This window comes from Chitinophaga oryziterrae (genome assembly GCF_009758125.1).
Taxonomy (GTDB): Bacteria; Bacteroidota; Bacteroidia; order Chitinophagales; family Chitinophagaceae; genus Chitinophaga; species Chitinophaga oryziterrae.
Map to the genome: position 1 here is coordinate 124248 of NZ_WRXO01000008.1, position 25660 is coordinate 149907.

General features: G+C 44.2%; 21 protein-coding genes. 5 read left to right on the forward strand and 16 right to left on the reverse strand.

The genetic code is table 11. The features are described from left to right. Positions 1–14 precede the first annotated feature (14 nt). From GO495_RS23500 to GO495_RS23520, 5 genes are all read right to left on the reverse strand, one after another. Positions 15–3311, reverse strand: coding sequence for a TonB-dependent receptor (locus GO495_RS23500; RefSeq protein WP_157302338.1), 3297 nt, complete (start codon positions 3309–3311; stop codon positions 15–17). Between the two features lie 276 nt (positions 3312–3587). After that, positions 3588–4733: a FecR family protein gene (locus GO495_RS23505; RefSeq protein WP_157302340.1), complete on the reverse strand. Its 1146-nt coding sequence runs from the start codon at positions 4731–4733 to the stop codon at positions 3588–3590. A gap of 75 nt (positions 4734–4808) precedes the next feature. Beyond that, positions 4809–5381: an RNA polymerase sigma factor gene (locus tag GO495_RS23510; protein ID WP_240915316.1), complete on the reverse strand. Its 573-nt coding sequence runs from the start codon at positions 5379–5381 to the stop codon at positions 4809–4811. A gap of 181 nt (positions 5382–5562) precedes the next feature. Further along, positions 5563–7068 (reverse strand): ArnT family glycosyltransferase, encoded by a 1506-nt coding sequence (locus GO495_RS23515; RefSeq protein WP_157302344.1) that lies wholly within the window; start codon positions 7066–7068, stop codon positions 5563–5565. Positions 7069–7126: 58 nt separating this feature from the next. Then, the gene (locus GO495_RS23520) at positions 7127–9586 is read right to left on the reverse strand and encodes a phosphocholine-specific phospholipase C (RefSeq protein WP_157302346.1); all 2460 of its coding nucleotides are present in this window, start codon (positions 9584–9586) and stop codon (positions 7127–7129) included. A 141-nt stretch (positions 9587–9727) separates the two neighbouring features. On the opposite strand from GO495_RS23520, the gene GO495_RS23525 reads away from it, so the two are divergent. Then, the gene (locus tag GO495_RS23525; RefSeq protein WP_157302347.1) at positions 9728–11152 is read left to right on the forward strand and encodes a cation:proton antiporter; all 1425 of its coding nucleotides are present in this window, start codon (positions 9728–9730) and stop codon (positions 11150–11152) included. 173 nt (positions 11153–11325) lie between these two features. On the opposite strand, the gene GO495_RS23530 is transcribed toward GO495_RS23525, so the two are convergent. The 9 genes from GO495_RS23530 to GO495_RS23570 form a co-directional block, all read right to left on the reverse strand. After that, entirely contained in the window at positions 11326–12627 is a 1302-nt protein-coding gene (locus GO495_RS23530) for a lytic transglycosylase domain-containing protein (protein WP_157302349.1), read from the reverse strand. Positions 12628–12640: 13 nt separating this feature from the next. After that, positions 12641–14080, reverse strand: coding sequence for an Asp-tRNA(Asn)/Glu-tRNA(Gln) amidotransferase subunit GatA (gene gatA, locus GO495_RS23535; RefSeq protein WP_157302351.1), 1440 nt, complete (start codon positions 14078–14080; stop codon positions 12641–12643). Positions 14081–14270: 190 nt separating this feature from the next. Continuing rightward, positions 14271–14507: a Sec-independent protein translocase subunit TatA/TatB gene (locus GO495_RS23540; RefSeq protein WP_089782222.1), complete on the reverse strand. Its 237-nt coding sequence runs from the start codon at positions 14505–14507 to the stop codon at positions 14271–14273. Between the two features lie 224 nt (positions 14508–14731). Continuing rightward, the gene (gene rplS, locus GO495_RS23545; RefSeq protein ID WP_425549819.1) at positions 14732–15082 is read right to left on the reverse strand and encodes a 50S ribosomal protein L19; all 351 of its coding nucleotides are present in this window, start codon (positions 15080–15082) and stop codon (positions 14732–14734) included. A 119-nt stretch (positions 15083–15201) separates the two neighbouring features. After that, positions 15202–15873: a tRNA (guanosine(37)-N1)-methyltransferase TrmD gene (gene trmD, locus GO495_RS23550; protein ID WP_157302353.1), complete on the reverse strand. Its 672-nt coding sequence runs from the start codon at positions 15871–15873 to the stop codon at positions 15202–15204. Positions 15874–15875: 2 nt separating this feature from the next. Continuing rightward, entirely contained in the window at positions 15876–16409 is a 534-nt protein-coding gene (rimM, locus tag GO495_RS23555) for a ribosome maturation factor RimM (RefSeq protein ID WP_240915311.1), read from the reverse strand. Positions 16410–16470: 61 nt separating this feature from the next. Further along, positions 16471–16914: a 30S ribosomal protein S16 gene (gene rpsP, locus GO495_RS32820; RefSeq protein ID WP_157302355.1), complete on the reverse strand. Its 444-nt coding sequence runs from the start codon at positions 16912–16914 to the stop codon at positions 16471–16473. A 131-nt stretch (positions 16915–17045) separates the two neighbouring features. Further along, positions 17046–18371: a signal recognition particle protein gene (gene ffh, locus GO495_RS23565; RefSeq protein ID WP_157302357.1), complete on the reverse strand. Its 1326-nt coding sequence runs from the start codon at positions 18369–18371 to the stop codon at positions 17046–17048. A 158-nt stretch (positions 18372–18529) separates the two neighbouring features. Beyond that, positions 18530–19399: a sigma-70 family RNA polymerase sigma factor gene (locus GO495_RS23570; protein WP_089782218.1), complete on the reverse strand. Its 870-nt coding sequence runs from the start codon at positions 19397–19399 to the stop codon at positions 18530–18532. A gap of 367 nt (positions 19400–19766) precedes the next feature. On the opposite strand from GO495_RS23570, the gene GO495_RS23575 reads away from it, so the two are divergent. After that, the gene (locus GO495_RS23575) at positions 19767–20147 is read left to right on the forward strand and encodes an START-like domain-containing protein (protein ID WP_157302359.1); all 381 of its coding nucleotides are present in this window, start codon (positions 19767–19769) and stop codon (positions 20145–20147) included. A 9-nt stretch (positions 20148–20156) separates the two neighbouring features. Here the strand turns inward: GO495_RS23575 and GO495_RS23580 are convergent, their stop codons facing one another. Next, positions 20157–20765: a hypothetical protein gene (locus GO495_RS23580; protein WP_157302361.1), complete on the reverse strand. Its 609-nt coding sequence runs from the start codon at positions 20763–20765 to the stop codon at positions 20157–20159. 120 nt (positions 20766–20885) lie between these two features. Here GO495_RS23580 and GO495_RS23585 point away from each other — a divergent pair, with 120 nt between their 5' ends. From GO495_RS23585 to GO495_RS23595, 3 genes are read left to right on the forward strand one after another with little or no spacing between them, the layout of a single operon-like run. After that, entirely contained in the window at positions 20886–22331 is a 1446-nt protein-coding gene (locus tag GO495_RS23585; protein WP_338075457.1) for an LptF/LptG family permease, read from the forward strand. A 45-nt stretch (positions 22332–22376) separates the two neighbouring features. Then, a complete protein-coding gene (locus GO495_RS23590; RefSeq protein WP_157302363.1) occupies positions 22377–23039 on the forward strand; it encodes a phosphatase PAP2 family protein in 663 nt (220 codons plus the stop codon). Between the two features lie 43 nt (positions 23040–23082). After that, the gene (locus tag GO495_RS23595) at positions 23083–24708 is read left to right on the forward strand and encodes an ArnT family glycosyltransferase (RefSeq protein WP_205691314.1); all 1626 of its coding nucleotides are present in this window, start codon (positions 23083–23085) and stop codon (positions 24706–24708) included. A 92-nt stretch (positions 24709–24800) separates the two neighbouring features. Here the strand turns inward: GO495_RS23595 and GO495_RS23600 are convergent, their stop codons facing one another. Further along, positions 24801–25532 (reverse strand): superoxide dismutase, encoded by a 732-nt coding sequence (locus GO495_RS23600; RefSeq protein ID WP_157302367.1) that lies wholly within the window; start codon positions 25530–25532, stop codon positions 24801–24803. Positions 25533–25660 lie beyond the last annotated feature (128 nt).

Below are 25660 nucleotides of genomic sequence, written 5' to 3' on the forward strand. Positions count from 1 at the left end.
CTAATTTTATTTATTTAAAACGAAGCGTTTAATCCTACCAGGATAGTGCGCGTTTTAGGATAGAAATTATTTGAGTCCACACCAGGAGTTAAACCGCCCAGGTTTACCTCAGGATCAATGCCTTTATATCCTGTAATAGTGAACAGATTATTACCGCTTACATATACACGAAGAGAATGTAAGTTCTTTGCAACGTTCTTAAAGGTGTAAGCAACTGTTGCATTATCCAGTCTCACATAATCTCCCTTCTCAATAAAACGGGTTGAATACCTGTAGGCGTTACCATCCTTTGCAGATTCGTCGGCTGAAGATACCAGCAGGTTATTGATACTGGCAGTAGCTGGTCTGTTCAGATCCGCCCGGGTAGCATTGAAGATATGGTTACCTAAGGTGGAACGGAAGAAGAAATTAACTGACAATTGCTTATAGTTAATTGTATTATTCCAGCCCAGCAATAATTTAGGCTGTGCATTACCGGCATAATAATAATCCTTCTGATTCGTAAGTGAAGTTACATTCGAAGTAACCTCTCCTTTTGAATTATAGAACTGCGAAACACCGTTTGCATCCTTGCCTGCATATTTAAAAGTGAAGAACTGTCCTATAGGATGGCCTGACTTTATCAACTGCAGTGTAGCGTTCGTCTGTCCGCCGCCATCCGGTTGCATCAATGCAATGGAATCCAGTCTGAACCGGCTGTTGGACATAGATTCAATATTGTTTTTATTATGCGCCACGTTCAGGGAAGTAACCCATGAGAAGTCCTTGCTTTTTACGGGCGTCACATTAATACTGATCTCTATCCCTTTATTGGTCATTGTTCCTGCATTCGCAGTTAAAGTCCCTACTGGATATTGTGTGGTTGCTACGGGATAATCCCATATCAGATCCGATGTCTTCTTATTATACACATCTACCGTACCTGTAATGCGTCCGTTTAACAGGGCATAATCGATACCGATATTACTCATGGCTGTCTTTTCCCAGCGCAGATCAGGATTAGCGTTCTGTGTAGCTCCTATAGCATTTACATACGATCCGTTGTAATAGAAGTTACCGGCAAAACCAAATTGCAGTCTTGAAACATAAGGATCAAAACCAAGAGAGTTACCTGTAATACCATAACCTCCGCGTAATTTCAGTTCATCAATAATATGCTGTCCTTTCATGAATTCTTCGCTGGTAATGTTCCATGCTGCTGATATGGAAGGGAAATATCCCCATTGATGATTTTTACCAAAAGCAGAAGAACCGTCACGTCTTACAGCTGCCTGCAGGAAGTATTTACCTGCATAATTATAATTCAATCTGGCAAAGTCCGATATAAGACGCAGTTTGGTATAATAGTTATTTCCCCAGTCTACTTTGTAACCTGATCCACTGCTGCCAAGACTAATACCATAATATCCCAATGCATCGGAAGGGAAATTGTAGTTATTACTCTGGAACCCATCATTATTACCATCCTGCTGATAAGAATAACCTACCAGTGCATTAATGGAATGAGCTCCTAATTTTTTATCATAGGTCAGGTAGGTTTCTGCAATAGTGTTGGTATTCTGGAAAGATGTTCTGTAAGCAAGACCATTGGTGGCCCCTGTAGGCAGCAAAGAATTATAGTTGGTAGTATAATAGCTGTTATAATAAGTGCCTCCTGTTTTCTGAACGTTCTGCCAGGCCAGGCTGACATTGTATTTAAACCCAAAAGGCAACTTCAGTTCTGCAGTCACATTTGCGATCATTGCCTTGGTCTGCAGCTTATTAAATGCATTGGTTTGCAGCCCTACCGGATTGAAATATTTTTCACGTTTAAAGTTCTCTGTCAGACTACCGTTTGCCTGGTATACAGGAACAGTCGGTAAATACTTTACCATGTTCTCCAACAGATAACCTTTGTTGGTATTCTCCGGAGAATTTGTTGCACTTGTCAGATCAGTCACCTGCAGGTTAGGGATATTGTCGGCATTGGTCACTGAATTACTGAGAGAGAAGCCCAGTTTCAGTTTATCATCAAAAGCCTTTTGCTCAATGAACAAACGGCCATTGTAACGCTCTGACTGAGTCCCTTTGATAATCCCTTCTTTCTTAAAATAATTAAGACTTACACTATATAAGGTTTTATCACTTCCTCCACTTACTGATATATTATGATTATGCGAAATGCCGGTTTTACGTTCTACTTCTTTCTGCCAGTCTGTGTTGCCTCCCTGGTCATCAATAGGATCAAATGCAAGGCTGTTCTTCGTTACAAAGTCTCTCAACTGGGAAGCATTCATCATCTTCATCTTGTTAGACACTTTCTCGAAACCTACATAACCGCTGTATGATAATTGTGATTGTCCACTCTTCGCTCTTTTGGTCGTTACCATAATCACACCATTTGCTGCACGTGTACCATAAATTGAAGTAGCCGCAGCATCTTTCAGTACATCGATAGAGGCGATATCATCCGGTGCGATCAATGTGATGTCTACGCCCGGTACACCATCCACTACATAAAAAGGCTGTTGTGCAGCGCCGGTACGCAATGTAGAAGCACCGCGCAGTACCATGGTAGCCGTTTTATTCGGATCACCGCTACTGGTAACGTTTAATCCGGGTACTTTACCCTGTAATAACTGTGCAGGGTCGTTGGAGGGGGTACGGTTCAGGTCTTCACTCTTTATGGAAGTTACGGCGCTGGTTAATGCCCGGCGGCTCTGACTGCCATATCCAACTACTACCACATCACTGAGCCCCAGGGAGCTGGTGAGCATGGATACAGCAATGTTGCTGCGGCCACCTACGATTATTTCCTGCGACTGGAATCCTATAAAGCTGAATACCAGCACGGCATTGTCAGCTACGCCACTGAGGCTGTATTCACCAGTAGCGCTGGTTTGTGTACCCTTGGTGGTACCTTTTACCTGTACGGATACACCAGGTAAGGGATTGCCTTTGTCATCAGTTACTTTTCCCACTACGGTCAGGGCAGGTGCCACGTCTGGTACAGCCACCATAGTGGTGTGGCTCCCGGGCTGCTTAGCCTTTACCACCACAGTTTTATTCACCATTTCATAGGTAAGAGGCTGATCTTTGAAGATAATGTCCAGCACTTCGTGCAGGTCTTCATCTTCTACGCTTACGCTTACCTTTTTAGCCTGCTGCAACATTTCCAGTTTATAAAAGAAAGTGTACCCTGTCTTCTTCCTGATCTCCCGGAATACGTCTTCCAGCGGACGATCTTTCAACGACAGGCTCAACTTTTGTGCATATCCTGTGGCGTTAACCTGCAGGAAGGCAATAGTGAGCAAAAAAACAGTCATTTTCATAACAAGCAGAATTTTACGGTACATTATAGCACCCTTGCAGCGGGCTGCGATTTTGGTTGGTAAAAGCCACGATAAAGAAGTGGCCCTTACATAATCATGCAATTGCATAACTTTGCAGTGTTTGGGTTTAAGTAATAAATAGTCTTAGCGGATTGTTTCTAACGTGGCCCGGGCATTCAGGGGCGGGCTCAATCGCCCCTTTTTTTGCGGTATATGGGCAGTCTTTCCTTACGGTGCTTTGTCCATAGTTTTATAACGCGGTTGATTATTAGTTGATTAAGGCTTTACTATGATCTTCCTGCCTTGTATGCTAAAGTTTACGCCGCTTGCTTTCAGGATTTTTAATATTGAAGACATGTTCTCATTCCTGAACATTTCCCCCCGGAAGTGGTCCTGTGGAATGCCTTCCGGATAAACAATCTCCATATCATACCACCGGCCAAGCTGGCGCATTACATCTTCTATTGTTGCATCATTAAAAGTAAAGAGTCCGTTCTTCCATGCAATGGTTGCATCGAGATCCGCCTTTACTACTTTTATATCTCCGTTGTTATCTGTTTGTGCCTGCTGACCAGGTTTCAGGATGACGTCCTTACTTTCCTGTACTACTTTTACGGCTCCGTCCACCAGGGTGGTCTTCACGGTCTGTTCATCTGAATAAGCCATCAGATTGAAGCTGGTGCCTAATACCTGCACTTCCATCTTATTCACTTTCACCATAAAAGGCTGCTTCACATTGGCGGCTACTTCAAAATAGGCTTCCCCTTTTAAGGCTACTTCCCTGTTCCTGCCAGTGAAGGAGGTGGGGAAAGTAATGCTGCTGGCGGAATTTAGCCATACGATGGTACCATCCGGCAGCGTCACCTGGTACTGCCCTCCTCTTGGCGTGGCGAGTGTATTCAGCGCTGCCGGTTCCTTACTCTTCCCGTTTTCATTATTATAGGCCAATTGGCCGCTTTTTAGCTTTACTACGGTAACTGTACCTTGCTTGCTTAATGCGCCGTTTTTAGCGTCTTCCAGCACGATTACAGAGCCGTTAGCGAGGGTGAGGGTAGCTTTGTTGCCACCAGGACCAATATCTTTAATGGATTGCCCTGCGATAGGTCGTTTGTTTTCTGTTCTTACCCACCAGCCACCGGCCAGAATTAATAATAGTACCGCAGCGGCGGCACTCCACCAGATGGTCCTGTTAGTATGTTTTACCTTTACGGAGAGTATGTTTTGTAATAATTGCCTGCTTTGTTCTTCTGTATATATGTCAGGCGCATCCGTGCTGTCTTTCCACACATCATCCATTACAGCTTTTACGGCAGCTTCGTTCTTGCTGTCCGACAGCCATCGCATCAGCGCTTCTTCCTCTTCGGGAGTGGCTGTACCATTGAAATAACGGCGCATCAGATCTTGTAATTCCAGGTCAGACATCGGTTGATGATTTTGGTTCCTTGTATATTAAAGACACCAGGAAAAACAAAACCGGGTAGTCCGTTCCGGATTATTTTAAAAAAACTTTGTAAGGAGGAGTATAATGATATGATGGAGATGGGTGCGTACATAAAGAGTAATAGAGCGTAAGGCTGCTGACAGGTGTTTACGGGCGGTTTCGGGAGAGATTTGCATGTGACGGCTGATTTCTGCGTATGCCATGCGGTGATGCTGTTTCAGCAGGTACACCTTCTTTTGCTGGGTGGGGAGTTTGGCCACAGCCTGTTCTATTAATGGGGTATAGTCATTCTCTTCTGCGGCTGGTGCTGCATCCTGTTCGTGTTCCCAGGTTTCCCGGCGTACACGTTCCCTGGCGGCCTGACGCAGGCAGTTGAATGCCTCGTTACGGGCCAGGATATATAAATAGCTGTCTATCTGTTTAATTTCTGATAAGCGTTCCCGCTGTGTCCAGATCTTCATGAATACATCCTGGACGATTTCTTCAGCCAGAGCGGCGGATTTAGTCCAGCCCAACACAAAGCCACCCAACCTGTTATGGTAGGTATGGAATAATCCTGCAAACGCAGCTTCGTCTCCGGCAGCTATCCGTTGCAACAGATCATCTTCTCTATGCTCACTATTGTACATCCTGTTCACCCCTTAGCAAAATAAGTGGAAATATCCCCCGTATTCCTAAAAATACAAAAACATCCCGATGAAAAAAGGGGTAAATAAAAATAAGCTGTAGGAGTGACAATTAATTAATAAAGGTGATATCTGCATTTAACAGCTAAGTATAATGCTATTAAGATGAGTGACCTTATCCTTGTTAAGGCTTACGCGAAATGAATTCCGGATGATAATTCACACATCTGTATACAAGGAATTTCCTTACTACTTTACCACTCCTGTGAATAACAATAGGTTTTAATGGTATGATATTATCAAAATAACCATTCAGATCAGCAACGAATTTCTTCTCATCAAAATCATCTTTTACATCCGGAAGGGAGTTGATGAATAAGGCATTCCTGCCTTTCAGCTTATTCAGGTCCGTACCAATGTAATCAAACTGTAAGGCAGGACGACCAAGAATATTCTGTCCGTATACCATTTCATTCATGTAAAAATTCAATACCGCACTTGTTTTATAATCATCCGCAGAGAATATAAAATCCGTTGGGTACTGATGCTGCAATATCTTTACATCATTCGTCATACTCTCCCATCCTACCCAGATATCATCTGATTTTACGGCTACCGGATAAAACAATAATTCTGCGGCCATGCTCAGATGCACCACAAGCGCAAACCATAATTGCCAGCGGATCCATTTCTTACTGAAGTAGGGCGCAACTAATATAATACCTGTGATATAAGCAGGCATCATCCAGTTTAATTTCACCCAGGTAACAAATGATACGAGAAAAAATCCCATAAATACCGGTACGAAAAAACACAAAAGGAATAATTTCTTCTGAGGGATAGTGGCTATTCTCCAACTGTATTTTTTAATGGTCCGGTATAACAACCAGATTAATGCAAATAATAATACGGGCATGAGAATAGCCGCCTGATGCCCCACTACTCCAAGGAAATCAACCACGTTAATATGGAAACCATTGACTCTTTCAGACGACTGAAAACGGAAAGAAGCTAAGTTATTACGCACATTCCATATGATGACCGGACTAATAGTAATACCAAAGAACAATACAGCTAACCAGCTCCAGGGAGAGAACAGCAGTTGACGGTATTTATTCGATAATATCAAAAACAATACGACACCTGCGGGCATCAGCAAACCGGTATACTTACTATCGAAAGTGAGGCCCATGCTGATACCGGCCAGTATCCACCAAACCTGTTTATGCTGAAAAACGGCTTTGTAAACGCATAAGAGAGACAAGGTCCAGCATAATAGTAATGGTACATCGGGGGTCGAAACCAGTGACAGGATCGTTACCATCAGCGTGGAAAAAAGCACCAGTAAGGCGTTGTCTGTTCTGCGGGGACTGAGGAAATATCCCGCCAGCTTATAGAACGAGCATAAAGTAAGTAAGGTGATAAAGGTATCCGCCAGTTTAATGGCGAATACCTTCTTCCCAAATATAGTTGTGAATGTTTTTAATAAATAGGCAATGGCGGGGGGATGATCAAAATATGAAAGGGCCGGATGCTCTCCATAGAAAAAGTAGTAAGCATCCTGGGGCATTAATCCCATGATGCCTATGAATGCTAATCTTAGCAAAAGAATGATCAACACCGTAACAGTTAAGAGCTTATGCTCTTTTATCACAGCTCCGGGATTTGCCCAAAATCCGGCTTTATTCATATATACTTTAACGCCATAATCATTCCACAATTGTTACAACATTGATGGAACGGAAAAATCAGAGCTTTACCCTTCCCATCAACGGATCTGTGAAACCGGCCTTCCCTGTTTCCACTCTTCCTGCAAAGCGTTGCTCAAATGTTGTGTATCCTTTTGCCCTCACAGTGAAATCATACCAGCCGAAACTCTGGCTAAGGTCCAGCCTGATGCTGCCCTTGCCCGGAATAACGAATGAATGGTCCCCGCTTTTGTAGCCATTGTCTTTAATTTCAATGCTGTACATAGCAGAGCTGGAGAATTCTATATTCAGATTTCCTGTAAACTCCTCATTATGGCAGTAGACTTCCATCTTAGGATCATCCTTATCTCCTTTGAACTCGCGGAAGAAGCCATTAGGCCCATACACTTTCAGGTGGTATTCTTCATTTTCAAACTGGGACAGCGGCCATTTGTCGGTTAGTTCGTCTCCTGCCGACACAGCGTAAGACCATGTTCTTACCGCTTCCATTTTGTTGTTATGCCTTGACTGGTATTTCCCCGGAGCGTATACGTTAAATGGTGCGCCGGCGGCCTTCTTTTTAAACAGCGTATTGCCTACCTGGAATTCAATCGCAAATACTTTTCCGGATAAACGCCCGTTCACAGTCAGTTCATAAGGCAACGCACAGGAGTTACTGATCCCTTCTTCCTGCCTGGGCATCAGTGGAGAGGCCGCAGGATTCTGGTTGATGGCGGCAATTTCCGCTGCCGTCAGCTTATGGAAGCCGGATGGCACTTTCTTAAATTGTGCCTTATGGATGCTTTCTATAAAAGGGTCTCTATCCAGGTATTTGGGCAGGGTGATCTTTTCACCGTTGTACGGACGGAACACGGAAGTCAGATCTCCGCAAACAGTACGGCGCCACTGGCTGATATTAGTTTCTACGATCTTTTTCCTGGTCTTATGACCAAGGAATTCTTCCAGGAACTGCAAGACGGAAGTGTGATCAAACACCTGTGAATTTACCCATCCACCCCTGCTCCAGGGAGAAGCGATTACCAGCGGTACCCTGTACCCAAGGCCGATAGGGCTTTCCCTGACGTCGGCAGCTTCCATACCGGGCTTACTCATTTCCTGTTCACGGGTTACATATTCTGCAGCAGTGTTTATCCTTTTAGATGCGAGCCCTGTTCCTGGCAGATGTGGTGATACAAATGGAGGGATATGATCGAAATCTCCGTCATTCTCATCGTATGCCAGGATGAAGACCGTTTTTTTCCATACTTCCGGGTCCTGCGTAAGGATATCCATTACTTCGGATACATACCAGGCTCCGTACCAGGGTGCACCGGGATGATCTGAGAAGTTCTCAGGAGCTACCAGCCAGGAAACGGTAGGCAACTGCCCGGTCCTTACATCTTCCCGGAACTGATGTAAAACATCTCCCTTAGGAACGGTCATTGTTCTCTCCTTATCTCCGTCCTTATAATTAAGGGTGGTAATGGAATGATAAGCAGGATCTTTTTTATTGGTAGTAAACGCCTTTTCATGCAGGTTCCTTTCCTTCTGGGAAAGCTGCGCGAATTTCTCCGGCCGCCATTTGGCAGCGTACTCTTTCAGTGCCGTCAGTTTTTTCTGCTTTTCTTCATCCGGTGAATTTTTTATTTCTTCGGATAACTGCGCAATTCTTTTCTGTACGTCTTTATAATGCGGGATGGAAAAACTTACATGATATTGTGTGAACCATTCCAGGGGGTTATCTGTGAAGTTGGCCAGCCAGGCATCTTCATCCCCTTCAAATCCTACTCCTGCACTTATTTCGTTCTGGTATACTTTCCAGGAGACACCGTTATCTTCCAGTCTTTCCGGGAAGGTAGTCCAGTTGGCAGGGAAGCCATAATCCACTTCACTGTTCCTGACATTTGGCTGCCCGTCGGCCTTTGCTCCGGAACGAAGCGTGCCTGTCCAGAAGTATAAACGGTTGGGGGTAGTGCCTGTAAGGGAGGAACAGAAATTCTGGTCACAAACGGTGAAGGCATCTGCCAGGGAATAATAGAAAGGGATATCTTCCCGGGTATAATGCCCCATGGTAAGCGGCATATCCGCATATTCCTTGTTACCGGACCTTTTGGAATCCAGCCATTTATCATATTTACCATCATTACGGGCATCTACCTGGTTTTCCCAGGAATGAGGAAGAGAGCTCATCCAGGTAGCTTTGGAATCTTTCAGGTCCAGCCGGAACGGGGCATATGTTTCTCCTTCTTTGTTGGACTGCAACCATACCAGGTTTTTATTTGGCAATGTGATAGCCCGTGGGTCGTTGAAACCACGTACGCCTTTCAATGTACCATAACAATGATCGAATGAACGGTTTTCCTGCATTAGGAGAACAATATGCTCAGCATCCAGGAAAGTACTGCCCGGAGCGGGATCGATTGCTAATGCTTTTTGAATAGAAGCGGGTAATACACCCAATAAACCAGCACCGCTGGATAATAATGCGGCTTTCTTAATAAAATCTCTCCTGTTATCCATATACGTGGCAATATAATGTATGAGTATCTAAGCTACAATTACTCAGTAAAAAGTTCAAACCTATTTAACATTGTAAAAGGAGTGAATATGTCCTCAACAGGATATTTATTATTATCTTTCTCTCAATTAATAAGGAATGATATGAATAAACGATTGTTGTTGTACCCGCTTATTATAGGGTTTTTCGGATGCCTGACCTGGTTTATTATAAAGCAGGGCAGTGCGTTATCGGTAAAAAGCGGCCCAGTTGTTACGACCACCTCATCAACTGCGGCAACAGTTGCTACTCATGAAACTATATGGACGTCTTTAGTACATAATATACAACATCCGCTGGCATTATTGCTATTGCAGATCATATTAATATTGGTAGCAGCGCGTGTGTTCGGCTGGCTGGCCGGGCGTATTGGTCAACCGGCCGTGGTAGGTGAGATTGTAGCAGGAATTTGTCTCGGGCCTTCCCTGCTGGGTTGGCTGTCTCACGATACCAGTGCTTTTCTGTTCCCGGCAGACAGCTTTAAAAACTTACAGTTCCTTAGTCAGATAGGGTTGGCGTTCTTTATGTTCGTAGTAGGTATGGAGCTGGATACGCATAAGATAAAGAATAAAGCGCATGATGCGGTGATGATCAGTCATGCCAGTATTGTGGTGCCTTTCTTTTTAGGGGTATGGCTGGCTTATCATATATATCCGCAGTTTTCTCCGGCGAATGTGAGCTTCCTGTCTTTTGCGCTGTTCATGGGCATTGCGATGAGTATCACGGCATTTCCGGTACTGGCGCGTATTGTACAGGAGCGTAAGCTGAGCGGAACTCCTCTTGGCCTGCTGGCAATTACCTGCGCGGCGGCGGACGATGTAACGGCCTGGTGTATTCTTGCGGTGGTGATCACTATTGTGAAAGCCGGTACTTTATGGAGTGCAGGGCTTACGCTGGGTATGGCGCTGGTATTTCTGGGCGTTATGCTGTATGTGATAAAACCCTGGATCACAAAACAGTTTAAACAGTTTGCCGCTAAGGGTAAAGAAAAATCTATTGTTGCGCTGGCGTTCCTGACATTGTTATTTTCTGCATGGTCTGCTGAGGTAATTGGTATTCATGCATTGTTTGGGGCTTTCCTGGCAGGTGTGATCATGCCGGCAGAAGTCTCTGTTCAGAAGTTGCTGACGGATAAGCTGGAAGATGTGAGTGTTTTATTACTGTTACCTATCTTCTTTGCCTTTACGGGTTTACGTACACAGATCGGATTACTGGGTCAGGGGCATCTCTGGGCCGTGTTTGGGATGATCATGCTGGTAGCGGTATCCGGTAAATTAGGAGGAAGTGCTGCAGCGGCCAAACTGATGGGACAGTCCTGGACAGATTCTTTAGCGATAGGCGCGTTGATGAATACCAGGGGTTTGATGGAGCTTGTGGTATTGAATATCGGTTATGACCTTGGTATTCTGACTCCTGAGATATTTGCGATGATGGTACTGATGGCACTAGCTACCACTTTTATGACAGGCCCGATACTGGACCTGGTGAAAAGGATAGAAACGAATCGTTTGCAGACAAGCAGCCTCTGATATTCTCTTTGATAAATAAACCCGCAGCATTATACAAACGCTGCGGGTTTATTATTTGCCGTAATAACGGGTACATCTGTTCTCTTTTATGGAAAGCATATTCTATAAAAGAGAATCCCCAAACAAAAAGGCTGGTCATATGACCAGCCTTTTTGTTCTTTATCAGAATATCTTTATTTGTTTGCTTTCTTCTTTGCAGAGATAGTTTTCTTACCAGCTGTTCCTTTCTTAGCTGCTGATTTGCTCTTTACCGCTGTTTTGTGCTTTGCTGTGTGCTTTGCTCTTGTTGAAGCAGATGTCCTCTTTGCTTTCGCTTCAGGAATCGCTGCCATTTTTGCTGGCGGCGGGAACTTGGATTTATCTACACCAGTTGCTTTTTCGTCCAGCATCATCTGAAGAGATTCTTTCAGGATTTCTTCTTTTTCTGCCTGGAACTGTTGCATTTTCTCTTTAGGCACACGTAAGTCGTAGCTGTTTGAAGGGCCTGACATCAATTTCTCGAAATCGGGGTTCAGGTGGTCCAGTTCAGCTCTTCCCATATTCAGGCGTTTGGCGATTGCCTCCATCTTGTATTTGCCGGAAATATTGAATTCTACGGTGTTGAATATTTCGTCTTCTGTGAGTTCTGAAGCCATAGAGCTAACTATTGCTGCAGAAGCCGGGATGTTGGCAGGGATGATTTTATCACCATCGTCGCCTACACCGAAGAAGTTATTGAACCTGTCTAATATATAACCTGTAGCGATGAATTTGTACACGTGGTTACGTGATTCGGCAGGCAGGAAGTACTGCATACCCCAGAAATCGCTGCGGCCGCTTGCATTCATGGCGCGTTTTACGCCACCTGCACCGCAGTTATAAGCTGCTACTACCAGGAGCCAGTCGCCGAACTGGTCATAGAGTTCATTTAAGAATTTTGCTGCTGCCACGGTTGATTTGTAGAAATCTTTCCGTTCGTCCACTTTTTTACCAACACTCAAGCCGAAGATGCGTGCAGTACCGGTCATGAACTGCCAGGCACCTACAGCTCCCACACGGGAACGGGCATTTGTATTAAAGCTGGATTCTATTACAGCCAGATATTTCATTTCCTCGGGGATCCCATTTTCTCTGAAGATCTTTTCAACCATAATGAAGTATGGTTGTCCTTTGGCAATCATTACCTGCAGGTGTTGGCTATATCTGCTGGCAAAGTTGTTAATGTAACCTGCTACTATGTTATTATTGATTTGTTCGTAGACCTTGGGGCTACTAATGCTGGCGGGCAGGCTTTGTGCGTTCCGACGCACCGCTACAGCGGTTGCGGAAGGCCCCGAAGTGTCCTTAGGCAAACGCACTTTACGGTTAAGTACTGTAGTATCCGGCGCCTCATAGGAAGATGCCGTCATGTTTACAGATACACTGTTGTTCCCTTTCGCCTCAGAATGCCATGCACCCAAAACAGGTAACAGCAGTACTAATAAGATTTTCCTCATACACATATTTATTTTAAACAGGAGTGACCTGTCTTGTCTGCATTACATGTTCTGCAATGCTTAACAGGTTCGCTTCGCTAAATTGCTTTGTGATGATCTGTACACCATACGGCATTCCGTTTGAATGCCGACTTAAAGGGACCGAAATAGCCGGAACCCCTCCCAGATTTGCCAGTACCGTATAAATGTCTGCCAGGTACATGGCTATAGGATCGTTTGTTTTCTCCCCTATTTTAAATGCCGTTGAAGGCACTGTTGGCATAATAATCGCGTCGTATTGGGACAGGATTTCTGATAATTTATCTACTACCAGTCGTCTAACCTGTTGAGCTTTCGTGTAATAGGCATCGTAATACCCTGCACTCAGCACAAATGTTCCCAGTAATATACGTCGTTTTACTTCCATTCCAAAACCTTCAGACCTGCTTTTTTTGTAAAAGTCAACCAGGTCCAGGTTTTTTAAGGGAGTTCTATGCCCGTATTTTACTCCATCGAACCTGGAAAGGTTGGAGGAGGCCTCGGCCGTAGTTAATACATAATATGCAGGAACTACGTAATCGAGATAGGCGAAATCCGCGGCAGAGACAGTATTACCGGCGGTTTCCAGTTCTTCCAGGAAGAGACTATAGCCTTCTTTCATTTCTGCGTCCAGTCCCGGATGCATCAACGCATCTTTTAAATACGCTATTTTCCAGGATTTATTGTTCAACGATTGATAATCAGGCACTTTTTCCGTAGAAACAGTGCTATCATACTCATCCGGACCAGCAATTGTTTGTAGAACCTTCGCAACATCTGCAACATTCCTGCCAAAAATGCCAATCTGGTCAAAAGAAGACGCATAAGCAATCAGCCCGTACCGTGAAATGCGGCCATAGGTGGGCTTTAAGCCTACTATACCACAAAAGTCTGCCGGCTGCCTTACAGAGCCACCTGTGTCACTGCCAAGACTTACCATACACAGATCAGCCTGTACCGCTACTGCCGAACCACCTGAAGACCCACCCGGAACCCGGCTGGTATCCAATGCGTTCAAAACAGGGCCATGTGCTGAGTTCTCATTTGTGGACCCCATGGCAAATTCGTCACAGTTAAGATTGCCTATGATAATAGCATCTTCCGCCAGCAGCCTTTCTACGGCGGTGGCGGAATACAGGGAAGTGAAATCTTCCAGCATGCGCGAAGCTGCGCTTATTTTGTGCCCTTTATAACAGATAACATCTTTGATGCCCACAACAACACCTCCAAGCATTCCCAACTGTTCCCCTTTTTGTACACGGGTGTCGAGTGCCTGTGCTTTCTCCAGGGCTTCCTTTTCAAAAACTTCCAGGAAAGCGTTCAGGTGTTTTGTCTTACTGATACGGTCAAGGTACAGTTGTACCATTTCCGTACAAGTAATCCTGCCGGCGTATAGTGCTTCATGGAAAGCTGATATACTGCTGAATTTAGACAAACCAGATAATTGCTTAATAAGATAAGATAATCAATCAAACGTAGGCCAGGTCAGTTGGCGCGCCGGAATATACCGGTGGCATATTGGTCAGAGCTAGTACTCGTCCCCCAATACAGTTTGAACATTAATAAATAATAAGGTCAGGATATAGTACTGAGGCAGTCCCCGATTAAAGGGACTTTCAGTTATATCAAACGCTTTTCTGATCAGTAGTAGAAGGCTGGTCCTTCATACCATCTTCAATTTCCTTACGAACGTTATTCTTGGCATCATTGAACTCACGGATACCTTTACCAAGGCCTTTCATCAGTTCAGGGATTTTCTTACCACCAAATAATAACAGTACAACCATTGCGATCAAAAGAATTTCAGTCATACCCAGATCCTGAAACAATAAGAGTGGTGCTTTTGCGATAACGGCAGTCATTTTCTCAGTTTTTATAATGTTAAGCAAACAAAGATAGACAATTATATTCGGGATTTCTTCAATGCCGGCCGGGGGATAGGGAGTTTTAATTTTATTTTAAGAGTGGAAGCTCAGCCGTATTAAATAGAAAAGGTGAAGACTGCAAATTCATGCGATCTTCACCCAATGAAATAAAAACGGAGACCGGAAAGGTCCCCGTTATCACTAATTTCCCTGTATTTATACTAAACCCTTTTCTCTTTAATACGGGCAGCTTTACCAGCACGTTCGCGCAGATAATACAGCTTTGCCCTTCTTACCTTACCTACTTTATGCAGCAGGATACCATCGATGTTAGGTGAGAACAGAGGGAATACCCTTTCTACACCAACTCCATCGGAGATCTTTCTAACTGTAAAAGATGCGGTAAAGCCAGTACCCTGGATTTTCACCACGTCCCCTTTAAAGGACTGGATCCTCTCCTTGTTACCTTCTACAATTTTATAATTTACAGTGACATTGTCACCGGCCTTAAACTTAGGGTATGTTTTGTTACCTGTCAGTTGCTCGTGAACAAAAGAAATAGCGTTCATCATTCAAATATTTATCGGAGTGCAAAGGTAATTTAAGAAATATCAAAATCCAAATTAAATCAGAAAGAAATTTGAGAAACCGGCTACACTACCACTCCGTTCCCCCAGATTTCCCGGATCTTCTATAATAAATCAGGACGGCGTTCCTTTGTGCGTTCCAGCGCCTGTTCATGCCGCCAGTCGTCTATCTTCTTATGATCTCCGCTTAACAGCACGTCCGGCACTCTCCAGCCCCTGAATTCTTCCGGACGGGTATATACAGGCGGTGCCAGGAGATTGTCCTGAAATGAGTCCAGCAGGGCCGATGTTTCGTCATTCAGCACCCCGGGTATCAGGCGGCCGATGGCGTCTACGAGTACGGCAGCTGCCAGTTCTCCGCCGGACAATACATAATCACCAATGGAGATCTCCTTTGTTACGAAGTGTTCGCGGATGCGCTGGTCTATGCCTTTGTAGTGCCCACACAGCAGCAACAGGTTCCCTTTGAGGGATAACTGGTTGGCAATCTGTTGGTTCAGTGTTTTCCCGTCGGGCGTCAGGTATATGATTTCGTCGTATGTCACCGTTTCCTGCAGCGTTTCGATGGCCCTTACTATGGGTTCGAGCATCATTACCATACCGGCCCCACCGCCAAACTGGCAGTCATCTACCTGTTTTTGCTTCTGTGTGGAGTAATCACGTAAGTTATGTACGTGAACTTCCAGCAATCCCTTTGTTTGCGCTCTTTTTAAGATAGAGTGCGAAAAAGGGCTTTCCAGCAGCCCGGGTTGTACGGAAATGATATCTATTCTCATGGTTACGCTAAATATATATCCAGTAATCCTTCGGGAAGGTCTACATGCACAATCTGCCCCTTCTTATCCACCTTTACGAGTGACTGGTCATTGATAGGCAGTAACACTTCCTTTCCGGTGATGACTATCTTGGCCAGTACCTGCATGGGCATTTCGATAATTTCTTCAATAACGCCCAGTATCCCCAGTTGTTTGTCGTGTACGGTAAAGCCCAGCAAAGATAAAGGTGCAGAGGAGGCTGTCTGTTTCTTGAAATCAGCTTCTTCCATGTATACCCCCATTTGTAATAAACGGCGGGCATCTTCTTTATTATCAATGCCTTCGAACTTCACAAATACATGTTCGTGGTCCTTGGGACTGGTTTTCTGTACAAAGTACGGAATAAAGGAATTCTTGCGTTCTTCTACGAAAAGCGCATGTACTCCCTGCAGCGTGGTCTTTTTGCCCAGGCTGTGCTTAAGGATGTATTCCCCCTGTAGACCGAATACGGCTACCAGTTTACCGATACTGAAGTAATTATTCATATGCTTTTGCATGAAAAAGGGAAATATTTGCACGCAAATATTTCCCTTTTCAATATGATCCTAAAAGGCTGGATTAAGCTTCAGCGCCGCCTTCAGACTGCGCAGGAGCATCTTCTACCCTTTTAATAATTGGCTGAACTGCTCTTGCCGGCTTTTTGCTATCACGACGGGCAGCAACTTTCTGCTCGTGTTCAGCCTGCCATTGTTCAAATTTCTGGAATGCAGTAGGTTCGTCGAACAGACCCAGCTTAACACCTCTCAGTAAGTGTTTCAGGTAAAGAACACCCTTAAATGACAGGATTCTTCTAACTGTGTCAGTAGGTTGTGCACCTTTCTGCAACCAACGCAATGCTTTCTCTGTATCTATATTGATAGATGCAGGAACAGTCAGCGGATTGTAAGTACCGATCTTCTGGATGAATTTACCATCTCTGGGCGCGCGAGCATCGGCTACTACAATAAAATAAAATGGTCTTTTCTTAGCGCCATGACGTTGTAATCTGATCTTTACTGGCATAAATAATTCGAATTATTTTTTTGCGAGTTTAAAAAAATATTTAATCGGGCTGCAAAAGTACGTAGTAAATAAGGAAGTTCAAAATATTTTCTCCAGAATTGAGATAAACAGGCCTCAATTCCAAAATATTTTTATCTCCCTAACGCCTTTAAACCTTTCCCGCCTGTTCCAAATTTATTCATCATTTTCATCATTTGACGCATTTGGTCAAATTGTTTCATGAATTGATTGACATCCTGGATCTCTTTTCCTGCTCCTTTGGCAATACGCTTGCGGCGGCTGCCATCGATCAGGTCGGGATTACCGCGTTCCTGGGGCGTCATAGAGCCTATCATCGCTTCTATGCCCTTGAATGCGTCATCACTGATATCCAGGTCTTTAATGGCCTTCCCAACCCCCGGGATCATCCCCATCAGGTCTTTCAGGTTACCCATTTTCTTGATTTGCTGTAACTGTTCCCGGAAGTCATCAAAATCGAACTGGTTCTGACGGATCTTCTTTTCCAGTTTCTTTGCCTGTTCTTCATTGAACTGTTCCTGTGCACGTTCCACCAGGGTAGTGATATCACCCATCCCCAGGATACGTTGCGCCATACGTTCCGGATAGAATACGTCCAGGGTATCCAGCTTTTCCCCCATACTTACAAACTTGATGGGTTTCTCCACCGTGTATTTGATCGTAAGGGCAGCCCCACCGCGGGTATCACCGTCCAGCTTGGTCAGTACCACACCGCTGAAGTCCAGGCGTTCATTGAACGCTTTGGCGGTGTTAACGGCATCCTGTCCTGTCATAGCATCTACGACAAAAAGGATCTCGTTGGGTTTTACAGCAGTTTTGATATTGGCCACTTCGGTCATCATCACTTCATCTACCGCCAGACGGCCGGCTGTATCTATGATGATAACGTTGTAATTATTCTGTTTAGCATGCTGGATAGCGTTCTGGGCTATCTGCACCGCATTTTTGTTTTCCGGTTCATTGTACACTTCCACACCGATCTGCTCTCCCAGTACTTTCAGCTGGTCTATCGCCGCAGGGCGGTAGATATCTGCTGCTACCAGCAAAGGCTTTTTCCCTTTTTTGGTTTTGAGGAAGTTAGCCAGTTTACCAGAGAAGGTGGTTTTACCGGAACCCTGTAAACCTGCGATGAGGATAATGGAAGGATTGGATTTGATATCCAGTTCGGCTTCTGCCCCACCCATCAGTTCTGCCAGTTCGTCCTTCACGATCTTCACCATCAGCTGGCTGGGGGAAATGGCAGTAATTACCTTCTCACCCAGGGCTTTTTCTCTTACCCTGTCTGTAAAGTCCTTGGCTATCTTATAGTTTACGTCAGCATCCACCAGTGCGCGGCGTATTTCTTTCACCGTGCTGGCCACATTTATTTCGCTGATACGGCCTTCACCTTTCAGTTGCTTGAACGCCGAGTCGAGCCGCTCTGATAATGATTCGAACATTAGTAATCTGTTTTTTAAAAATGGGAGCTTCCCAAGGGTTGCAAAAATAGTATAAAGTAGCATGCAAACCAGTGGGCAGCTATAATTAACAAAAAAAGGTGAATATCTGCCCGATATTCACCTTTTAAATATGTTCGCTAATTGCATTTAGCAATTAATCAGCTTCCTAAATAGTTCCTCAGCAGCTTGCTACGGGAAGTAGTACGCAGTTTGGTGATCGCTTTATCTTTGATCTGACGGACCCTTTCGCGGGTAAGTCCAAATTTTTCACCGATATCTTCCAGGGACATAGGGTGCTCAACAGCTATACCGAAGTAAAGGATGATCACATCTTTCTGCCTGTCTGTAAGAGTGGACAAAGAGCGTTCTATTTCGCGGCGCAAAGAATCATGGTGTTCCAGTTCTTCATCTGCACTTACGGCATTCGGATTGGCCAGTACATCCAGCAGCGAATTATCTTCACCATCTATGAAAGGTGCATCCATGGATACGTGACGGGCGGCGACACCTAAAGTGGCTTCCACTTCTTCCGTATTGATTTCCAGGATAGTAGCCAGTTCATCCGGAGACGGTTCTCTCTCAAATTCCTGTTCCAGCTGGGAATAAGCCTTGCTGATCTTATTGCTCAGACCTACTTTGTTAAGCGGCAGGCGTACGATACGGCTCTGTTCTGCCAATGCCTGCAGGATAGACTGACGAATCCACCATACGGCATAAGAGATAAATTTGAACCCGCGGGTTTCATCGAAACGCTGGGCCGCTTTAATCAGACCAAGATTACCTTCGTTTATCAGATCACTCAGCGACAATCCCTGGTTCTGGTACTGCTTTGCAACAGAAACCACGAAACGTAAATTGGCTTTGGTGAGCTTTTCGAGGGCTCTCTGATCTCCTTGCTTAATGCGGATGGCCAGGTTTACTTCTTCCTCAGGAGTAATTAAATCCACCTTCCCAATTTCCTGTAAGTATTTCTCCAGGGACTGGGATTCCCTATTCGTGATGGACTTCGTGATTTTCAGTTGGCGCATTGACATAATAACTCGGAACAGTTACAGGTTAATAAAATGTTACCTATTTGATGAATGCAAGACAAAAATAAGTTTTTTTAGACAGTGGCCAAAAAAAATGTTTACTTGTTAAATCCTTTTCAAGCAAAAACGTTTCATCATTCATAAGTTCGTTATTGAACCCATAGAACGTATACGCAGCAACAAAAAGGGTCAGAAATTGTCTCCAAATGCTAATGTATTTCTATTTTTTATAATAGAATTGTTATTTATAAAGTGTAAAAAGATTTGGGGCAATTATTAAAAAAAACCATGAAATAATTTTGACAGAATAAATAATTTTCTATAATTGCAGCCAGATGATATTGAATTACTAATTACTTGAGCGATGTCAAAGAAAGTGCAATATGAGTTAGAATACCCCGTACGATGCTCACCAAGTATCCTTTACGAGTTCCTGTCGACCCCAGCAGGGCTGCAGGAATGGTTTGCGGATAAAGTCGACTTCAGGGACGGAGTGTTCTCCTTTTCATGGAATGGTTCACTGGAAGAAGCAGAAGTACTGGAGCAGCAGGAGAATGAGTATATACGTTTACATTGGAAACATGCACCCAAAGAAGAATTCTTTGAATTTCGCATCCAGATATCCGAAGTAACTACCCAAACGATCCTGATTGTCAAAGACTTTGCTGAGAAAAAAGAAATAGCTGATCAAAGCCAGCTGTGGGATTACCAGGTGAAAGACCTGTTCCACAGAATCGGTAACTAATTGATTATGTTACTTATTAACTAATATCTGTAGCAGTAGTGCGTAGTCCATTACTACTTCAGGTATTATTTTTTCCCAAAGAGCTAATTTATAAGGTTTAGCGAGTTTAATAAAAGATAGCCGGTATATAAGATGCTCAAATTCCTGTGCCTGCATAGCTGATATTAATTTGTAATTCCCGTTCCCAAAATCATGCTCCCAGGGATCTTCCCTAACATAGATCTGGAACTGATGAGTGGCCAGTAATGACCATGCTTTTGCCAGAACCCCGCTATACTTGTCTTTGGCTTCACCCGCCAGATGCAGGGTGGCGCTAAAATAATGTCCCCACCAGAACATGGTCCGGAACGCAAATATGTCCTCCCTGCTAAAAAACCTGGGATAATCCAGGATCGCATACGGTAACTCCTTGTATCGCTCTCCCCGGGAAATCTTCCCCCCTTTTGCCAGACAACCTTCCGGAAACGGAAATTCCCCCGTTAAAGGATGTGCCTGCAACGCTTCCTGCAAACCCCCAAACAAGTCCATCACCTTTTGTAATGCACTGTTCTTCAGGTAGATCCATCCTGCATTATCGATCAGTTCCTGCTCTTCCGGTGTTAATGCGGGTATCTTCATCCTATAAATTTATAATTTAACGGTATTTTAAAGCATGGTCTATCCGTAATTCATATTAAATTTGTAAGATTTGTGAAAAGTTCGGACTGCGATCCGGAAGTCTCTAACTAACTGCCGGCTGTGAAAAAACTGGATAAGCTACTCGTTAAAACATTTATAGGTCCGTTCGTGGCCACGTTCTTTGTTACCTTATTCGTACTGGTCATGCAATTCCTATGGAAATACATCGACGACCTGGTAGGAAAAGGACTGGATACGCCTGTAATTATAGAACTCATTACCTATACCAGCGCAAACCTGGTATCCCTGGCATTGCCACTGGCCGTGCTGTTATCCTCTATCATGACCTTCGGGAACCTGGGAGAGAGCTTTGAACTGGTGGCCCTGAAATCATCCGGGATCTCATTACTGCGCTTTATGCGCCCGCTCCTGCTGGTATGCACCACCATTGCCGTACTCGCTTTCCTTTTTAATAACTATGCCATGCCGGTGGCCAACCTGCGGGCAAAATCACTCTTATACGATATCACCAACTCCAAACCTGCCTTTAATATCAAGGCTGGTGTGTTTTATACCGATATACCGGACTATACCATTAAAGTAGCCAGTAAGGAAAAAGATAATAAAACCATTCACCAGGTAATGATCTATGATCATAGCGCTGGCGGACAGGATAAACTGATCCTGGCTGAAAAAGGGACCATGCTGCTGTCTGAAGACAAACGCTTCCTTTATTTTGTACTGGAAAAAGGATGGCGCTACGAAGAACGGGGCGCCCGTGCTGCTACCATTCCGGGAGATATGATCCGCCTGGGCTTCCGGGAATATAAAAAAGCATTCGACCTCAGCTCTTTTGCTTTCAGTCGCCTGGATATGGGCCTCTTTGCCTCCAACCAGCAAATGCTCAACGTAAGGCAGCTGGATAAAGCCATCGACTCCCTGGCCATCCAGGAGAAAATGTTCACCCGCACCGTCAACGCATACGTTACTACCCGGTATCCTTTTTATAAATGGCAGGACACCGGCTGGTTAGCCACTGCGCCTCCTTTAACCGTAAAACATTTCAAGGACATAATACCTGAGAAGTCCCAACGTTATGTAACGGAGAGAACAGAACAGAATATCCGTGATGCTATCAGTAACCTGGAAGGCCCTTCCAGGGAATTTGCAGATAAACATAATACCCTGCTCCTGCATAAGGTAGAATGGCAGCGGAAATTCACACTGGCGTTCTCCTGTATTGTAATGTTCCTGATTGGTGCCCCCCTGGGATCAATTATCAGAAAAGGAGGCTTAGGTACTCCACTCATTTTTGCCGTTATATTCTTTGTTATCTTTAATATATTTTTCATGGTGGGGGAAAAGATGGCGCGTAAGGATGTGATGGCTACCTGGAGTGGCATGTGGCTTTCCAACATCGTACTGATACCTATTGCAGTATTCCTGATAGTGAAAGCGCTGAACGATTCACAACTGTTTAACAAAGATTATTATAACAAGATTTTCAGGACAATTAAGCAATTCGTACAGAATTTAAATATAAAAAAGAAGACTGCCGGCATTTAGTCCGCCGGTAGTCCACAACAACCTGCAACTTTTAAAACGCGACTATTGAAAACGCTGATTACGCTGTTCGGCAAGAACCCATGGTTCTTCGTTCCGTTCCTGTTATGGGTAGTAACTGGTGGAGTATTGCAGATCTTTTTCTTCACACATGAAGAATTATTTCTTGCTATCAATCACGCACACGCACCATGGGCCGATGTCCTGATGTCTGGCGTAACCTATATCGGGGATGGGATCACCTTTGCTGTTATGCTGGCGATCATTCTGTTGTTACGTAAATTCAGGTTGTTTTTTAATGCAGCTGCGATCCTGTTACTGGTAACAGTAATCATACAAACGGCCAAACATGTCTTTAATGCGCCAAGGCCCATGAGCTATTTCGGCAATGCCAGTCTGATACATACTGTGAAATGGGTAACGGTACATGGTAGCAATAGCTTTCCTTCGGGGCATACCACTACCGCTTTTGCCATGTTCTGCTTTCTTGCACTGATCAGTAAGAATAAACTCGCCGGCGCGTTATTCATAGTAATGGGACTGATCGCTGCCTGGTCAAGAATTTATCTGGCACAACATTTCTTTATTGATGTGTATGTAGGCAGTATCATAGGTACTTTAAGCAGTGTGTTCATTTACATGCTGTTCGAACAAAGAAAAATCAAGTCGTCTCCTGAAATTGTTCAGGAACCGGTCATAGGTCTAAGTTGATTTAGCTAATCAACAAAATTAAAGCTATCAACTAATGAATGGAATGAGATACTTGTTGATTGCCATTGCGGCAGCCATCCTTTTTATACCCTTTCTGGGGGCTGTACACCTGTTTGACTGGGACGAGATTAATTTTGCAGAAGCTGCCAGGGAGATGATTGTGAGCCATAATTACTCACAGGTGCAGATCGACTTCATGCCATTCTGGGAAAAACCTCCCCTGTTCATATGGTTGCAGGCCGGCAGTATGCATCTGTTTGGTATCAACGAATTCGCTGCACGTTTTCCTAATGCTATTATCGGTATCGCAACGCTACTCTGCCTTTACGGTATTGGCAGGAAACTGGCTGATGCCAAACTGGGATTATGGTGGGCGCTGGCTTATGCCGGATCATGGTTGCCTCATTTCTATTTCAAATCAGGTATTATAGACCCTACTTTTAACTTCTTCATCTTCCTTGCTATTTATTGTGCTTTCCGTATCACATATGCTACCAGGCCATCGCGTATGGCTATATTAAGCGGTATATTCCTGGGACTGGCAGTACTGACCAAAGGCCCTGTGGCTATCCTCATAAGTTTATTAACACTACTGGTATACTGGATCTGTAAAAAAGGAAAGACCGGTATAACCCTGCTGCAACTGGGCATTATTGTGCTTTGTACAGCATTGACTACTGCGCTTTGGTTTGGTTACGAGATTCTCTCCCATGGCTGGTCGTTCGTGAATCAGTTCATCATTTACCAGGTGAGATTGCTCACCACACCGGATGCAGGACATGGCGGCTCCTTCTTCTATCACTGGATAGTATTGCTCCTGGGATGTTTCCCGGCCAGTATGTTCCTGTTCTCTTATATCCGCGGCCGTAAGGGCAAGTCTATTTACAGCGGCTCTCAATCACAGGAAATAAAGGATTTCAAAATATGGATGTGGGTGTTATTCTGGGTGGTGCTGATCCTGTTCTCTATCGTAGAAACCAAAATCGTACACTATTCTTCCCTCTGTTATTTTCCGCTTAGTTTCCTGGCGGCATGGCAACTGTACCGTATCACAGAAAAGAAGGTACAACTGTATGCATGGAATATTGCCCTGATGCTGCTGATCGGTCTTTTACTGGGACTTGCCATCGCATTATTACCTATTGTTGGTCTGTACAAGCAGGCGCTGATCCCTTATATAGGGGACCGTTTTGCACAGGCTAACCTGCAGGCACAAGTACCCTGGTCTGGCTGGGAAGCGGTTTATGGTGCAGGATATATGATACTGGTAGTGGTGAGTGCGGTATTCCTGTTCCGTAAAAAGATGCAGACAGGTTTATTGTGTTTATTCCTTAGCACTATACTGATTGAGCAGATTACCGTTGTACATTTCACACCCAAGATTGAGCAATTCTCACAGGGCGCTGCCATAGAATTTTTCAAGTCGCACGAAGGGAAAGATGATTATGTGCAGGTACTGAGTTATCATAGTTATGCCTATCTGTTCTATACAAAGAAGCAGCCTCCTGCCAATAAGAATTATTATAACAGAGACTGGTTGCTGAATGGGGCTGTAGATAAACCAACCTATTTCATCTGTCGTAATACAGACAGTGATCCCTGGAGGGCTAACCCCAATCTTATAGTGATCGGAGAGAAAAACGGATTCGTATTCTTCAAAAGGAAATAATACACCATCGATATGTTTGCGACAACACTAAACAGGCTCCTGACGGAGCCTGTTTAGTGTTTAATAATACTTTTGAAGACTGCGGGCAGGTATTAACCTTTCAATGCTTCATTATATCTTGATTCTACTTCGTTCCAGTTAATCACATTCCAGAAAGCAGTAATATAGTCCGGACGAACGTTATGATATTTCAGGTAGTATGCGTGTTCCCATACATCCAGTGCCAGGACAGGAGTACCATGATCTTTCACGATACCATCCATTAACGGGTTATCCTGATTAGGAGTTGAGACTACTGCCAGCTTTTTAGCAGGTGTTACTATCAGCCATGCCCAACCTGAACCGAATACTGTTTTAGCAGCAGTATTGAAGGTATCCTGGAATTTCTCCCATGAAGTGAAGTTGCTGGTGATAGCAGCTTTTAATTTATCTGAAGGTGTTGTTTTTTGCGGGGAGAGCAAAGTCCAGAACAGCGAGTGGTTATAATGTCCCCCTGCATTGTTACGGATTGCTTTGTCTTCCGGCTTTACTTTTGCCAGTATCTCGTCGAGCGTAAACTTTTCGTAAGCAGAGCCCTTGATGTTATCATTCAGATTTTTCACATAGGCGGCATGATGTTTATCATGATGAATCTCCATCGTCATTTTGTCGATATGAGGTTCAAGCGCATCGTACGCATATGTTAACTTGGGTACTTCAAAAGGAGCTTTAGGGCTGTCAACAGAACCGCGGCGGATTGAAGGAGCTGCGATTATACCTGTTGGATTGATTAAAGCGGCTACGCCTGCAAGGCCACCCAGCTTAATAAATTCTCTCTTGTCCATATACAAAGAAATTAAATAAAAGTGAAGAACTGATGTATGCTGAAAGCAGCAAATTCTACACCAATATTATTAAATTTTAATTTATGATAATGTATCTGAAAGAAAATAAGGATTATCCATAAAATAAC